The following is a 14,621-nucleotide window of genomic DNA, read 5'->3' as shown; positions in this document are numbered from 1 at the left end:
TCCATGCCTGTTTATGGAATCCGGCCGGGCTGTTGTCAGCCCGGTACGGATGATCAGGTCCGATCAAACCGGGATATCGGCGGCCTGTCCAGTTACCAGACGATAACCTTTCCGGAGATCGGCCCGCGGCCGGGTCACTCGGCGGCAGCCGAGCGGCCGGCATCGACATCGGGGCGGGTTTCCAGCTCGGTCAGCCTGCGGGCGATGAAGCCGGCCGGCCGCGTGAAGCGGGCCAGCAGGTTGTACAGCACCGGCACCACGAACAGGCTGAGCAGGGTGGCAAACGACATGCCGCCGACGATCACCCAGCCCAGCGCCGACCGTGATTCGGCGCCGGCACCGCTGGCGAAGGCCAGCGGCCAGGCGCCGAAGATGGTGGCGATGGTGGTCATCAGGATCGGCCGCAGGCGGGTGATCGAGGCCTCGGTAACGGCGTCGGTGACCGACTTGCCCTCGTCGCGCAGCTGGTTGGCGAATTCGACGATCAGGATGGCATTCTTGGCGATCAGGCCGACCAGCATGATGATGCCGATCTGGCTGTAGACATTCAGCGACGTTCCGGTCAGCAGCAGGGCGCCCAGCGCGCCGGTCACTGCCAGCGGCACCGAGAAGATGATGATGGTGGGATGGATCCAGCTCTCGAACTGCGCTGCCAGTACCAGGAAGACGATGATCAGCGCCAGCACGAAGGTCAGGTAGATGGCGGCGGAGGTGTCCTTCAGCTCGCGGCTCTGGCCGGCATAGGAAATCCGCGCCTCCGGCGGCAGCACCTCGGCCGCTACCCGGTCGAGATAGGTCAGCGCCTGGTCCAGCGTGTAGCCGGGGGCCAGCGAGGCCGAGATGGTGACCGAACGCAGGCGGTCGGTACGGTTCAGCTCGCGCGGGCTGGCACCCTCGTCCAGCCGCACCAGGCTGGCCAGTGGCACCAGCCTGTCGCCGGCGGCACGCAGATAGATGTTGTTGAGGTCGTTCGGCGTCACGCGCTGGGCCTGCGGCGCCTGCACCAGCACCTTGTACTGCTTGCCCTCGCGCTGGAACTGCGTCACCTCGCGCGAGCCCAGCATGGTCTCCAGCGTGCGGCCGATGGTCTCGACCGGCACGCCGAGATCGGCGGCGCGGTTGCGGTCGATCTCGACCCGGATTTCCGGCCGGGTCGGCTTGTAATCCTTGTCGGCGCCGAGCAGGCCGGGATTCTGCAGGGCGCGGTCGAGGATGCGCTCGGCCCAGTCATCCAGCACCTGGTAGGTCGGCCCGCCGATCACGAACTGCACCGGTGCCTGGCTGCCGCGCTGGCCCAGGCTCGGCGGGTTGATGGCGATGGCGCGCACGCCGGTGATCGCCAGCAGCTTGGGGAAGGTTTCGCGGACGATGTCCTGCTGCTTGACGCTGCGCTGGTCCCAGTCCTTCAGGCGCACCACCATGAAGGCGGAATTGACCGGCGAGGGCCGGCCGCCCCAGGCCGGCGCCACGAAGGACTGCACGACGGTGGCGTCGCCGCGGTCGACCAGCGGCTTCAGTGCCTGCTCGATCCGGATCACGTTGTTGCGGGTATAGTCGTAGCTGGAGCCTTCCGGTCCGGTGACCGAAACGAAGAAGACGCCGCGATCCTCGATCGGTGCGAATTCGCGCGGGATCGCCGCAAACATCGCGACGGCGGCCGCCGCGGCACCGGCGCCGAGACCCAGCACCACCACCGGTGCGCCGATCGAGCGGCGCAGCAGCCAGGCATAGCCGTTGGTCATGCCAGTGAAGAATTTCTCGGTGACGTGGTAGAACCAGCCTTCGTCCTTCGCCTCGTGCAGCAGCTTCGAGCACATCATCGGCGTGAGCGTGAGCGCGACGAAGCCGGAGAACAGCACGGATGCCGCCACCGAGATGCCGAATTCCCGGAACAGGCGGCCGGTATTGCCCTCCATCAGCGAGATCGGCACGAACACCGCGATCAGCACCACGGTGGTGGCGATGACGGCGAAGCCGATCTGGCGCGCGCCGCGCAAGGATGCCAGCAGCGGCGGTTCGCCCAGTTCGATGCGGCGGTGGATGTTTTCCAGCACCACGATGGCGTCGTCGACCACCAGGCCGATGGCCAGCACCAGCGCCAGCAGGGTCAGCACGTTGATCGAATAGCCCAGCGCGCCGATGATGATGAACGAACCGATCACCGACACCGGGATGGCGACAGCCGGGATCAGGGTGGCACGCCAGGAGCGCAGGAACAGGAAGATCACGCCGATCACCAGCCCGAGCGCCACCATCAGGGCGTGGAACACCTCGTAGATCGACTGGCTGATGAATTTCGACTGGTCGTAGCCGATTTCCATGGTCACGCCGGCCGGCAGGCTGGATTGCAGACGGTCGACCGCAGCATTGACGCCGGTGGAAATCTCCATCGCATTGGCCTTGGACTGGCGGATGATGCCCAGGCCGATGGCGGTGACGCCGTTGACGCGCTGTTCGGTGCGGTCGTCCTCGGCCGCCAGCTCGACCTTGGCAACCTCGCCCAGCCGCACCAGATAGCCGCCCTTTTCGGCGATCACGATGTTGCGGAACTGCGCCGGCGTGCGCAGGCCGGATTCGGTGCGCACGGTGAATTCACGCATGCTGCTTTCCACGCGCCCCGACGGCAGCTCGACATTCTGGCGGCGGATGGCGCCCTCGACATCCTGCACGGTGATGTTGCGGGCGGCCATCGCCATGCGGTCGAGGTAGACGCGCATGGCATAGCGCCGCGCGCCATAGACATTCACCGAGGCGACGCCGTCGACGATGGAGAGCTGGTCGACCAGATAGCGTTCGGCATAGTCGGTCAGTTCCAGCAGCGACAGCCGGTCGCTGAACATGGCGATGTAGATGATCGGTCTCGCATCGGCCTCGGTCTTGGCGATGGTCGGCGGATCGGCTTCGTCGGGCAGCCTGGACAGCACGCGGCTGACCTTGTCGCGCACGTCATTGGCGGCGGTGTCGACATTGCGGCTGAGGTTGAATTCGATGCTGACCGAGCTCGATTCCTCGCGGCTGGTCGAGCTGATCACGCGGATGCCTTCGATGCCGGCCACCGCATCTTCGATGATCTGGGTGATCTTGCTTTCGATGATTTCGGCCGAGGCGCCGCGGTAGATGGTGTTGACGCTGACCACCGGCGGGTCGATGTCTGGATATTCGCGCACCGACATGCTGCGCAAGGCGAACAGGCCGAAGATGATCAGCACCAGCGACAGCACGGTGGCGAAGACCGGGCGCTTGATCGAGACATCCGAAAGAACCATTGCAGTGCTCCGTCCGGAGGATGTTGTGTTGTTCGGTGTGCGGTCAGCCCTGGCTGCGGCGGTCGGCGGCGCTGCCGGAAACCGGGGCGCCGGTGGCGCGCACGCGCATGCCATCACGCAGCTGCTGCAGGCCGGTCACGGCGACGGTCTCGTCGCCCCTGAGGCCCTCGATCACCTGGGCAAGGCCGGGCAGGCGCTGGCCGACCTGCACGCGGGTGCGGGTCGCCTTGCCGTCGCTGATCACATAGACGAACTGCTCGCCGCCACTGGCCAGCAGGGCCTCTTCGGGGATCATGATGGCATCGCGGGTGGTGCCGACGGCCAGCGCCACGGTCATGAACATGCCGGGCTTGATGACGTCTTCGGCATTCTGGATGCGGGCGCGGACCCGCACCGCGCGGGTGGTCGGGTCGATGCGGCTGTCGATGGTGGAGACGGTGCCCTCAAATTTGCGCTCGCGCAGCGCGTCGGAACGGGCAGTGACGATGTTGCCGGTGGCGACGCCGCCCAGCACGGTTTCCGGGATGTCGAATTCCAGCTTGATCACCGAGGTGTCGTCCAGGGTGGTGATCACGTCGCCCGGCCGCACCAGGGCGCCGAGGCTGACCTTGCGCAGGCCGAGCTTGCCGTTGAACGGCGCGCGGATCACGCTGTCGGAAAACCGCGCCCGCTCGGCGGTCAGCCGGGCCTCGGCCGCCTCGTAGGCCTTCGACAGTTCGTCGACGCGGGCCTGGGCGACGCTGCGGCTGGCCACCAGGGCCAGGGCGCGGTCATAGGCCAGCTTGGCGCCGTCACGGGCGGCGCGCAGTTCGTTGATCTTGGCGCTGCTCTCGCCGGCTTCCAGCTCGACGAGGATGGCGCCGGCCTTGACCTGCTGGCCTTCGACGAAATTGATGCGTTCGATGATGCCGTTCGCCTTGGCGGTGATGGTGACGGCTTCGTTGGACTGGGCGGTGCCGACCGCCTCGATGGTGCGGGTCACATCCATCCGCCGCGCGGCGGCGGTCTGGATCGGCAGGCCCTGGGGGGCACCGCTGCCGGGTCTGGCGGCGGTGGCCGCCGGCTTGCCGCCGACCAGCGGCAGGCTGTCCCGGTAATAATAGGCCGCACCGGCAGCCGTGGCGAGAAGGCCCACCACAATGACCTGACCCCAGAGTTTCATGTCTGTCCGTTTTCCGCTGATCCCTTGCCTGCCGCACCTCCGGCAGCGCCCCCCTGGAATCCCCCTGGAGCGTTGCCTGACCGGCCCGGAGCATGATCTATTGTATACGTCCTAATTGCCAAGGTCCTGCGAATTAGCGGCCGGGAGGAAAGAATCTGCATGGCCACCGCCCTGTTTTCCCACTCGGCCTGTTTCGCCCATGATACAGGCGAGGGGCATCCGGAATGTCCGGAGCGGCTGCGGGCGGTGCTGGCAGGGCTGGAAGCCGAGGAATTCCTCTATCTCGACCGCCGCGAGGCGCCGCGCGCCACGACGGAGCAGATCGGCCGGGTGCATCCCGGCGGCTTTGCCGACCGCATCCTGCGGGCGATCCCGCAATCGGGCCTGCGCTATGTGGATGGCGACACGGTGGTCTCGCCCGGTTCCGGCGAGGCGGCCCTGCGGGCGGCCGGCGCCGTCTGTGCCGCCATCGATGCGGTGATGCAGGGCGAGGTCCGCAACGCCTTCTGCGCCGTGCGGCCGCCCGGCCATCATGCCGAGCCGGGCCAGGCGATGGGGTTCTGCCTGTTCAACAATGTCGCCATCGGCGCCTGGCATGCCCGCGACCGCTGGGGCCTCCGGAAGATTGCGGTGATCGACTTCGACGTCCATCACGGCAACGGCACCCAGGCCGCCTTCGAGGCCGATCCCGACCTGTTCTACGCCTCGACCCACCAGTATCCCCTCTATCCGGGCACCGGCGCGGCCAGCGAGAAGGGGGTGGCCGGCAACATCGTCAACCTGCCGCTGCGGCCGTTTGCCGGCTCGAAGGAATTCCGCCAGGCGATGGAAACCGTGCTGCTGCCGAAGCTGGAGGGTTTCGCGCCGGAACTGGTGCTGGTCTCGGCGGGCTTCGACGCCCATGTCAGCGATCCGCTGGCCCAGCTGCAGCTGACCGATGCCGACTACCACTGGGCGACCGAACGGCTGCTGGCGGTGGCGGCCGCGACGGCGCAGGGCCGGCTGGTCTCGGCGCTGGAGGGCGGCTATGACCTCGAAGCCCTGGCCCGGGCCTCGGCCGCCCATGTTCGGGCTCTGATGCTGGGCTGAAAACCGCGATTTCTGCCGAGGCCCCATCCGGGCCCCGGATTGCGCCCGCCGGCCCGTTTCGCTACAACTCGGCCGGCTTTCATAGATACTCACCGCCGGAGCGCATGATGGCGTCCTACCAGTACATTTACGTGATGAAGGGCCTGGGCAAGACCTACCCGGGCGGCAAGCAGGTCCTCAAGGACATCTGGCTCAGCTTCCTGCCGGGCGCCAAGATCGGCGTGCTCGGCCTGAACGGTGCCGGCAAGTCGACCCTGCTGAAGATCATGGCGGGGCTGGACAAGGAATTCACCGGCGAGGCCTGGGCGGCCGACGGCGTCAAGGTCGGCTTCCTGCCGCAGGAGCCGCAGCTCGATCCGGCCAAGGATGTGCTGGGCAATGTCATGGAAGGTGTTGCCGAGACCAAGGCCCTGCTCGACCGCTTCGAGGAAGTCTCGATGAAGTTCGGCGAGGTGACCGACGACGACGAGATGAACGCGCTGATCGCCGAGCAGGCCGAGCTGCAGGAAAAGATCGACGCGGCCAATGCCTGGGACCTGCAGCGCAATGTCGAAATCGCCATGGACGCGCTGCGCTGCCCGCCGGGCGAGGCGGAGGTGACCAAGCTGTCGGGCGGCGAGAAGCGCCGCGTGGCGCTGTGCCGGCTGCTGCTGTCGAAGCCGGACATGCTGCTGCTCGACGAGCCGACCAACCATCTCGACGCCGAATCGGTCGCCTGGCTCGAGCGTTTCCTGCACGAATACGAGGGCACCGTGGTGGCGATCACTCACGACCGCTACTTCCTCGACAACGTGGCCGGCTGGATTCTCGAACTCGACCGCGGGTCCGGCATTCCGTGGGAGGGCAACTATTCCTCCTGGCTCGACCAGAAGGAAAAGCGGCTGGCGCAGGAAGGCAAGGAAGAGGACGCCCGGCGCAAGACCCTGCAGCAGGAACTGGAATGGGTACGCCAGAGCCCGCGCGCCCGCCAGGCCAAGTCGAAGGCGCGCCTCAAGGCCTATGAGGAGCTGCTGCAGCAGCAGAACGAAAAGGCCGCCGACCAGGTCTCCATCACCATTCCGGCCGGACCGCGGCTCGGCAATGTGGTGATCGAGGCCGAGCATCTGAGCAAGGGCTTCGGCGACCGCCTGCTGATCGACGATCTGTCCTTCAAGCTGCCGCCGGGCGGCATCGTCGGCATCATCGGCCCGAACGGCGCCGGCAAGACCACCCTGTTCCGCATGCTTACCGGCGGCGAGCAGCCCGATGGCGGCACGCTGCGCGTCGGCGACAGCGTGAAGATGGGCTATGTCGACCAGAGTCGCGAAAGCCTCGACGACAAGAAGACCGTCTGGGAGGAAGTCTCGGGCGGCGACGACATGATCCAGCTGGGCAAGCGCGAAGTGCCGAGCCGGGCCTATTGCTCGTGGTTCAATTTCCGCGGTGCCGACCAGCAGAAGAAGGTCGGCATGCTGTCGGGCGGCGAGCGCAACCGCCTGCATCTGGCCAAGATGCTGAAATCCGGCGCCAACGTCCTGCTGCTCGACGAACCGACCAACGACCTCGATGTCGATACCCTGCGGGCACTGGAAGAGGCGCTGCTGAATTTCGCCGGCTGCGCCATCGTGATCAGCCATGACCGCTGGTTCCTTGACCGCATCGCCACCCACATCATGGCCTTCGAGGGCGACAGCCATGTCGAGTGGTTCGAGGGCAATTTCCAGGATTACGAGGCGGACAAGAAGAAGCGGCTCGGCGCCGATGCCGACCAGCCGCACCGCATCCGCTACAAGCCGCTGAGCCGCGGCTGAGGCAACCGGCATGAACCGGCGGCAGCGGCGCGCGCAGCAGAAGGGCGGCGGGCCGGCTGCACGCCGACCGGCGGCGCCGGCGGGCCCGCGTTCGGTTTCCGAGATGCTGCTGGGCCTCGGCGGCGTGCAGGCCGTTGTTCCGGTGGCGCCGCCGGACGAGCTGCAGGCCGATCATGTCGGCTCGGCGCTGGCGCAGCTGCGCATCGGCGATCGCCAGGTCGCGGATCTTGCCCGGCTGCAGCGGGCGCTGGCGGCGCAGCCGGATTCCGAAACCCTGCTGTTCCAGGTGGCCCGCCTGCAGGTCTGGCTCGACCGCCGTGCCGATGCATTGGTCACCTTCCGACGCCTTCTGGCGGTGGCGCCGGGTCATGCCGAGGCCCGCCACATGGCGGCGGTGCTGGCCGGCGAGCCGCCGGAAAAGGCCAGCGCCGAATACATCGCCAGCACGTTCGATGCCTTCGCCGACAGCTTCGACGAGAAGCTGGTCGGCTGGCTGGAATACCGCGCACCGCAGCAGCTGGCGGCGCTGGCGCGGCGCGTGCTGGACGGACGGATCGCCGAACGCGCCATCGATCTCGGCTGCGGTACCGGCCTGGTCGGCGCGGAAGTGAAGGGGCTGGTGCGGCGGCTGGATGGCGTCGACCTGTCGCCGCGCATGATCGGGCATGCGCGCCGGCGCGGCGTCTATGCCGACCTCGCGGTCGAGGAACTGGTCGCCCTGCTGCAGCGGCGGCCGGACAGCTACGATCTGGCGCTGGCTGCCGACGTGCTGATCTATATCGGCGACCTGCGGCCCCTGTTCGCGGCCCTGCACGGGGCGCTGCGGGACGGCGGGCTGTTCATTGCCAGTGTCGAGAAGGGCGGCGGCGCCCGCTACATCGCCGAGAAATCCGGCCGCTACCAGCATGGCGAGGACTATCTGCGCCGCCGCGCGGAGGAAGCAGGCTTCGACCTGGTCGCACTGGAAGAGGTGGTGCTGCGCAAGGAGGAGAACCGGCCGGCGGCCGGCTATGTCTTCGCCCTGCGCCGGCGACCGCCGGTTGCGGCCGATCCTCTGGCCGCCCTGTCCACCGACGATCTGCTGGCACAGCTGGCGCAGCCCGCCGCCGGCCTGCTGGCCGCCGTGGCGCAGCGGATGATCGGCCGGGATTTCCAGGTCGGCTGGGCTCTCGATATCGGCGGCGGCATGGCAAGGCATGCGGAAGACCTGCGTCGCCTGAGCCAGCATCTCGACATGGTCGATCCCGATCCTGCCCGCGTGCGCGTTGCCTTCGAGAGTGGCGCCTTTGATGAATGCGAGGCGGCCGGCACGCTCGACTATCTCGAGGCCCGACCGGATCATTATGACCTCATCCTCGCCGGCGACGCCCTGGTGCGGGCGCCGGATGCGCCGGCACTGTTCTCGGCGGTGAAGGTCGCGCTGGCGGTGGCCGGGGTGTTCATCGCCCTGGCGGACCCGGCGCGTCAGGATGCGGCAACGCTGCAGGCCCAGGCGCAGGCCGAAGGCCTGGTGGTGCTGGCGGTCGAGCCGGTCAGCCTGCCCGATGGCCGGCCCGGTCTCTGCCTGATCGCGGAAAGCTAGGCGCGCGCCGCGCGCCGCTTCAGGCGGTGCAGGCAGGTGACGGTCAGGATCAGCCGGCCGTCCTGGTTGATGGTGTCGTGCCGCATGGTCACCACGCCGCGATCGGGTTTCGACTGCGAGGCCTTCAGTGCCATCACCTCGGCCTCGGCATGGATGGTGTCGCCCAGCCTGAGCGGCAGCAGCCAGCGCACTTCCTCCATGCCGGGCGAGCCAAGATTGGCGGCGGCGAAGACGCCGAGACGGAAAAACTGCGCAAACGACAGCGACAGGGTCTGGAAACCCGACGCGATGAGCCCGCCGAATTCCGTCTGCGCCGCCGCCACCCGGTCGATATGAAAGGGCTGCGGGTCGTAGACCCTGGCGAAATCGAGAATCTGCGCCTCGCTGACGGTCACGGCCGGCGTGACGAAAAGCTGGCCGGGATGCAGGTCGTCGAAATACAGGTCGGTCATGTCAGTCGCGCGCCTTCACGGGGCTGATGCGGGTGAGGATCAGGCCGGCGATCACCACGATGGCGCCGCCGAACTGCACCGGCGAAACATGCTCGCCGAGAAAACTGACGGCGCTGAGCAGCGCGAAGACCGGGATCAGGTAGGAATAGATCACGGCGCGGCTGACACCGAGCCGGGCAATGCCGGCATACCAGAACAGATAGCCGAGCGCGCCGGCGATGATCGCCGTGAAGGCATAGCAGGCGACGATGGCGGGGGTGACGGCCTCCCAGCGGATGTCGCCGATGCCGAAGAACAGTGCCGGCGACAGCAGCAGGGCGCCGAACAGCATGGACCAGGCGGTGGTGCGCAGCGCCCCCAGCGTGGCCAGATACGGCGTCGAGAAGACCGAGTAGTTGGCCCAGCAGAAGGCGACCAGCAGGAACAGCAGGTCGCCTGCGAGGCTGCCGCCGCCCACCGTGATTTCGGTCAGGCTGTTGTTGATGACGAGGAAGACGCCGCCGAAGGACAGCAGCACGCCCAGCCAGGCCAGCAGGGCCGGCCGCTGGCCGCGGAAGGCGGAGATCAGCAGCGCGAAGACCGGCGAGACCGAAACCAGGATGGCGCCCTTGGAGGCGGTGGTGAGGTCAAGCGCGTTGGTCCACAGCAGCTGCATCAGGGTGATGCCGACCAGGCCGAGGCCGATCAGGCCGGGCAGGTCCTGCCGTCGCGGCGGCTGCAGCCCGCCGCGCAGGGCCAGCACGATCATCAGCGTCGCCGCCGCCAGCAGGTAGCGCGAGGCGGCATAGACCGGCGGCGGCAGCACGGTCAGCACGTATTTGGCGGTGGGGAAGGTATTCCCCCACACGATGACGGCCATCAGCATGAACAGGTCGCCGCGTTCCGGTTTCACGATCCGGCCTCCTGCCGCCGCTCGACCTGTCGCAGTGCCAGTGCCAGCACCAGGCTGGCCAGTCCGGTGCCGAGCAGCAGCCAGCGGCCGGCATCCCAGCCGCCGAGATGGGTGACGAGGGCGGCGAGGCCCGGCGGCCCGAGGAAGGAGCCGATATTCAGCAGCTGGATCACCGCCCCGTTCACCGTGGCGATCTCGCCGGGCTGGCGGGCCTGCCGCGGCACGCTGGCCAGCACGGCCGCCGGCAGCATGCCGCCGAATCCCGAGGCGGCCATGGCCAGCAGAATCTTGGCGGGCACCGGCAGGGCGGTATCGAAGGTGGCCACGCCGAAGGCACCCATCGCCACCGAGATCACGGCAATGATCAGCCAGCGCGGCAGGCCGCGATGCATCAGGGCGGCCGAGATCATGTTGCCGGCCACGTTGACCAGCACCACCAGGGCGGCGCCGGCCGCGATCACCGCCTCGCTGGTCACGCCGCTGTCGCGCAGATAGGTGGGAATCCAGGTGACGATGGCGAACCACTGTGTCGTGTAGCAGGCGAAGCAGCCGGCCAGCAGCCAGGGCCCGGGCCGGCGCAGCGGCGCGATGCCGAAGCGCCGGGCCGGCGGCAGTGCGATGGTCCGGGTCCGGCGCAGGATCAGCAGCGCAGCCAGCACCATCACCGCCGCCAGCAGGAACCACAGCCCGCGCCAGTCGAACAGCCGGCCGACCAGCAGGGCGCCGAACATGCCGAAGGCGACGCCGAGCGGCATGTAGCTGCTCCACAGGCCCAAAGCCAGCGAACGGTCCTGCGGCCGGGTTGCCGCGGTCAGCAGGCTGGGACCGGAAACCACCGTCAGGACGAAGCCGCAGCCCTCGACCAGCCGCGCCGCCAGCAGCAGCGGGATTCCGTCGGCGAGGCCGCCCAGCAGGCTGCCGGCCGCGGTGATCAGCAGGCCGAGGCCGAGTGCGCGGCTGCTGCCGATGCGGTCGGAGGCCACGCCGGCGATGATGCCGGTGGCGGCACCGACCAGATTGAAGGAAGAGGCGACAAGGCCGGCCAGCACCATGCCGAGGCCGAATTCGGCCCGCAGCTGCGTCAGCAGGGGCGGCAGCTTGCCGAGCTGGATCGAAACCAGCACCCCCGCGGCGATCACGGCGAGAATGGCCGGCCAGTCGGTGGCGGATGGCTCCCCGGCTGCGGCCGGGGCGGACGAGGAGGACATGGCACGCTTTTCTTTTTTTGACGCGCCATACTAGTCGGATGACCGGACCTGGCAATGAAAAACCGGCCCGGAAAGACAAAGGGCGGCGGGTTGCCCCGCCGCCCCGGTACCGGCCGGAAGCCGGCTTACTTGAACATACGGTCGGCCTTCGGCGGCAGGAAGCCGGCCTCGAACAGATCGGCGGCCTTCGGCGCCTTCTCGATACCGACGGCCGCGGCGACGGCGTCCGACGACCGCTGCAGGCGGGCCATGTCGACATCGCCGAAGCCGTTCTTCTTGACGTAGTCGGTGACGACATTCTTCTCGATCGACATCTTCAGGCGCTTCAGCTCCAGGTCTGCGTCGATCAGGCCGTCGCGCTCCTTGGCGGCCTTCACGCCGGCTTCCGGATTGGCGACCACTTCCTTCCACGCCTTGATGGTGGCCTTGACCAGGCCCTTCACCGCAGCAGGATTCTCCTTGATGAATTTCGGCGAGGCGACGACGGCATTGCCGTAGAAGTCCATGCCGGCATCGGCATAGGTGAAGACGACGACATCGCTGAGCGGCACGCCGATCTTCTCGAGGTCGAGCGCCGACGAGAAGTAGTGGCCGGAAATGAAATCGACGGTGCCGTCCTTCAGGCTCGGCTCGCGCAGCTGCGGCTTCAGGTTGATATGGGTCACCTTCGACTTGTCGATGCCGGTCTTGGCAGCGAAGGCCGGGAACAGCTTGAACGAGGCATCGAAGACCGGCGCGCCGAGCTTCTTGCCTTCCAGGTCCTTCGGGGTCTTGATGCCCGACTTTTTCAGCGCATAGACGCCAAACGGCGGTGCGTCATAGGCCATCATCACCGCCTTGACCTGGCCGTCCGGATTCTTGGCGTTGTATTCGACCAGCGCGTTGATGTCGGCGAAGCCCATGTCGTAGGCGCCGGTGGCGACGCGCTGCAGGGCGCCGGCCGAGCCCTGGCCGGCATCGACGGAAACGTCGAGGCCCTCGGCCTTGTAATAGCCCTTCTGCAGGGCATAGAGGAACGGGGAGGTCGGCCCCTGGATCACCCAGTCGAGGGTGAACTTGATCTTGGTTTCCGCGGCGGCGGTGCCGGCGGCACCGAGGCCCAGCGCCAGCGCGAGGCCGGCGGCGGCGTGGGTAAGCGTACGAGCGAACGTCATGGTCAGATATCTCCCCATTAAGGCCGGCCGCCGGTCGCTTGTGGTTCCGGCACAGGCCGTACCTCCGGGGCTGGCGCAGGCAAACGCGCCGGGTGTGTCCGGTCCGGCGCGGCTGCGAAGGCGGCAGTCTAGGGTGCCGCCGGACAGGCCGCCAAGGCCGAATCGGGCACAGGCTCGGACAAAACTGTATGCAATTCCCGGTCCAGTCGTGGCGGTGCGGCATTTCCGGCGCCGGGGCCCCGGTTCCGTATGGCTCATGCAGATGGCCGGGAAATTTGCCTATATGGCCGGCAATCTGCCGGAAATTATGGCAGACTGGCCGGGTTCCGGTGCGGGACAGGAGATTGCACTGACCCGGAGCCGGACGTAAGGTGCGCCCGCCTTTCCACTTCTGAATCCGCGCTAGGAGTCGCCAGTCCCATGCCGTTCCTGTCCGATGCCCTCGGCCGCATCAAGCCCTCGGCCACCATTGCCGCCACCCAGAAGGCCCGTGCGCTGAAGGCCGCCGGCCGCGATGTGATCGGCCTGGGCGCCGGCGAGCCGGATTTCGAGACCCCGGCGAATATCCGCGAGGCCGCCAAGGCGGCGATCGACCGCGGCGAAACCCGCTATACCGATGTCGACGGCACCCCGGCGCTGAAGCAGGCGATCGTCGCCAAGTTCAAGCGCGAGAACGGCCTCGATTACAAGCCGGAGCAGATCTCGGTCGGCACCGGCGGCAAGCAGGTGCTGTTCAATGCCCTGCTGGCCACCATCAACCCGGGCGACGAGGTGATCATCCCGGCGCCCTACTGGGTCAGCTATCCGGATATCGTGCAGTTCGCCGGCGGCAAGCCGGTCTTCGTGACCGGCAAGGCCGAGGACGGCTTCAAGCTGCGCCCCGAGGTGCTGGATGCCGCGATCACGGCGAAAACCAAGTGGCTGGTGCTGAACTCGCCGTCGAATCCGTCGGGCGCAGCCTATAGCCGCGACGAACTGAAGGCGCTGACCGATGTGCTGCTGAAGCACCCGCATGTCTGGATACTGACCGACGACATGTACGAGCACCTGACCTATGACAATTTCGTCTTCACCACCCCGGCCCAGGTCGAGCCGGCGCTGTACGAACGCACGCTGACCATGAACGGCGTGTCGAAAGCCTATTGCATGACCGGCTGGCGCATCGGCTATGCCGGCGGTCCGGTGCAGCTGATCAAGGCGATGGGCAGCCTGCAGTCGCAGTCGACCTCGAATCCGTCCTCGGTCAGCCAGGCCGCCGCCGTCGAGGCGCTGAACGGCCCGCAGGACTTCATCGCCAAGAACAATGCCGTGTTCAAGCAGCGGCGCGACCTGGTGGTCAGCATGCTGAACCAGGCCAGCGGCATTCACTGCCCGAAGCCGGAAGGCGCCTTCTATGTCTATCCGAGCTGTGCCGGCACCATCGGCAAGACCAGCAAGGGCGGCGTGAAGATCGGCAGCGATCTCGATTTCTGCAATGCGCTGCTGGAGGAAAAGGGCGTTGCGGTGGTGTTCGGCGAGGCTTTCGGCCTCAGCCCGCATTTCCGCATTTCCTATGCCACCTCGACCGAGGCCCTGAAGGACGCCTGCACGCGGATCCAGGACTTCTGTGCCGGGCTTTCTTGACGGTAACTGGTGACGGCCGTCACGTTGCCGCAGGGGGCGATCTTGGCGCGGAAAACCGCGGATGCTAAGCAACTCCTGAGGCGGCCGGACCCCGGCCGGGCAGGTCAGCGATGCCCTCGACGGTAAAAAAACGCTCCGTCGTGGTCGGCGGCCACCGCACCAGCATTTCCCTGGAACAGGCGTTCTGGGAAGCGCTGCAGGAGGCGGCTGTCCAGGAAGGCAAGACCATCAACCAGATGGTCAGCGACATCGATGCTGCGCGGACGGGCAATCTGTCGAGCGCGATCCGGGTCTGGGTTCTGGATCGTGCCCGTCAGGGGCTGCTGCAGCCGGCAGGATCCGCCACAAGTGCGGATATCCCGGCAGAGAAGTTGGCGTAACAGGCGGCGTCGGGGGATACCGC

General features: G+C 67.5%; 11 protein-coding genes. 5 read left to right on the top strand and 6 right to left on the bottom strand.

The features are described from left to right. Window positions 1-134: 134 nt before the first annotated feature. A complete protein-coding gene (locus tag ACEQZY_RS03955) occupies window positions 135-3,266 on the bottom strand; it encodes an efflux RND transporter permease subunit (RefSeq protein WP_341703720.1) in 3,132 nt (1,043 codons plus the stop codon). Window positions 3,267-3,309: 43 nt separating this feature from the next. Then, the gene (locus ACEQZY_RS03950; RefSeq protein WP_341703719.1) at window positions 3,310-4,428 is read right to left on the bottom strand and encodes an efflux RND transporter periplasmic adaptor subunit; all 1,119 of its coding nucleotides are present in this window, start codon (window positions 4,426-4,428) and stop codon (window positions 3,310-3,312) included. Between the two features lie 159 nt (window positions 4,429-4,587). On the opposite strand from ACEQZY_RS03950, the gene ACEQZY_RS03945 reads away from it, so the two are divergent. From ACEQZY_RS03945 to ACEQZY_RS03935, 3 genes are all read left to right on the top strand, one after another. Beyond that, complete coding sequence (locus tag ACEQZY_RS03945; protein WP_370152453.1) at window positions 4,588-5,517, top strand: histone deacetylase family protein; 930 nt, start codon at window positions 4,588-4,590, stop codon at window positions 5,515-5,517. 107 nt (window positions 5,518-5,624) lie between these two features. Continuing rightward, entirely contained in the window at window positions 5,625-7,307 is a 1,683-nt protein-coding gene (gene ettA, locus ACEQZY_RS03940) for an energy-dependent translational throttle protein EttA (RefSeq protein ID WP_370152497.1), read from the top strand. 10 nt (window positions 7,308-7,317) lie between these two features. Next, window positions 7,318-8,889 (top strand): methyltransferase, encoded by a 1,572-nt coding sequence (locus ACEQZY_RS03935; protein WP_370152451.1) that lies wholly within the window; start codon window positions 7,318-7,320, stop codon window positions 8,887-8,889. Here the strand turns inward: ACEQZY_RS03935 and ACEQZY_RS03930 are convergent. The 4 genes from ACEQZY_RS03930 to ACEQZY_RS03915 all read right to left on the bottom strand — a co-directional run bounded on the left by ACEQZY_RS03930 (window position 8,886) and on the right by ACEQZY_RS03915 (window position 12,595). Then, window positions 8,886-9,341 (bottom strand): MaoC family dehydratase, encoded by a 456-nt coding sequence (locus ACEQZY_RS03930; RefSeq protein WP_370152449.1) that lies wholly within the window; start codon window positions 9,339-9,341, stop codon window positions 8,886-8,888. The two genes, ACEQZY_RS03935 and ACEQZY_RS03930, sit on opposite strands and share 4 nt — an antisense overlap. 1 nt (window position 9,342) lies before the next feature. Continuing rightward, the gene (locus ACEQZY_RS03925; RefSeq protein ID WP_370152447.1) at window positions 9,343-10,233 is read right to left on the bottom strand and encodes a DMT family transporter; all 891 of its coding nucleotides are present in this window, start codon (window positions 10,231-10,233) and stop codon (window positions 9,343-9,345) included. Then, window positions 10,230-11,441 carry an MFS transporter gene (locus tag ACEQZY_RS03920; RefSeq protein ID WP_341703550.1) on the bottom strand — a complete coding sequence of 404 codons (1,212 nt, stop codon included), beginning with the start codon at window positions 11,439-11,441 and terminating at the stop codon, window positions 10,230-10,232. Before ACEQZY_RS03920 ends, ACEQZY_RS03925 begins: the two co-directional genes overlap by 4 nt. Before the next feature lie 125 nt (window positions 11,442-11,566). Then, a complete protein-coding gene (locus ACEQZY_RS03915) occupies window positions 11,567-12,595 on the bottom strand; it encodes an ABC transporter substrate-binding protein (protein ID WP_370152444.1) in 1,029 nt (342 codons plus the stop codon). A gap of 420 nt (window positions 12,596-13,015) precedes the next feature. Between ACEQZY_RS03915 and ACEQZY_RS03910 the strand changes: the two genes are divergently transcribed. Further along, window positions 13,016-14,218, top strand: a complete 1,203-nt coding sequence (locus ACEQZY_RS03910) for a pyridoxal phosphate-dependent aminotransferase (protein WP_341703552.1) — start codon at window positions 13,016-13,018, stop codon at window positions 14,216-14,218. A 110-nt stretch (window positions 14,219-14,328) separates the two neighbouring features. Then, on the top strand, window positions 14,329-14,598 hold the full coding sequence (locus ACEQZY_RS03905) for a ribbon-helix-helix domain-containing protein (protein WP_370152441.1): 270 nt from the start codon (window positions 14,329-14,331) through the stop codon (window positions 14,596-14,598). Window positions 14,599-14,621: the final 23 nt, after the last annotated feature.

Origin of the sequence: Ferrovibrio sp. (assembly GCF_964218355.1) — a bacterium.
GTDB lineage: Bacteria > Pseudomonadota > Alphaproteobacteria > Ferrovibrionales > Ferrovibrionaceae > Ferrovibrio.
This window is presented reverse-complemented; position numbering and strand designations above follow the sequence as displayed.

Bases quoted from the DNA above. Each gene is read 5' to 3' on its own strand.
- ACEQZY_RS03955 (WP_341703720.1), bottom strand. From the start codon at position 3,266: ATGGTTCTTTCGGATGTCTCGATCAAGCGCCCGGTCTTCGCCACCGTG.
- ACEQZY_RS03950 (WP_341703719.1), bottom strand. From the start codon at position 4,428: ATGAAACTCTGGGGTCAGGTCATTGTGGTGGGCCTTCTCGCCACGGCT.
- ACEQZY_RS03945 (WP_370152453.1), top strand. From the start codon at position 4,588: ATGGCCACCGCCCTGTTTTCCCACTCGGCCTGTTTCGCCCATGATACA.
- ettA (WP_370152497.1), top strand. From the start codon at position 5,625: ATGGCGTCCTACCAGTACATTTACGTGATGAAGGGCCTGGGCAAGACC.
- ACEQZY_RS03935 (WP_370152451.1), top strand. From the start codon at position 7,318: ATGAACCGGCGGCAGCGGCGCGCGCAGCAGAAGGGCGGCGGGCCGGCT.
- ACEQZY_RS03930 (WP_370152449.1), bottom strand. From the start codon at position 9,341: ATGACCGACCTGTATTTCGACGACCTGCATCCCGGCCAGCTTTTCGTC.
- ACEQZY_RS03920 (WP_341703550.1), bottom strand. From the start codon at position 11,441: ATGTCCTCCTCGTCCGCCCCGGCCGCAGCCGGGGAGCCATCCGCCACC.
- ACEQZY_RS03915 (WP_370152444.1), bottom strand. From the start codon at position 12,595: ATGACGTTCGCTCGTACGCTTACCCACGCCGCCGCCGGCCTCGCGCTG.
- ACEQZY_RS03910 (WP_341703552.1), top strand. From the start codon at position 13,016: ATGCCGTTCCTGTCCGATGCCCTCGGCCGCATCAAGCCCTCGGCCACC.
- ACEQZY_RS03905 (WP_370152441.1), top strand. From the start codon at position 14,329: ATGCCCTCGACGGTAAAAAAACGCTCCGTCGTGGTCGGCGGCCACCGC.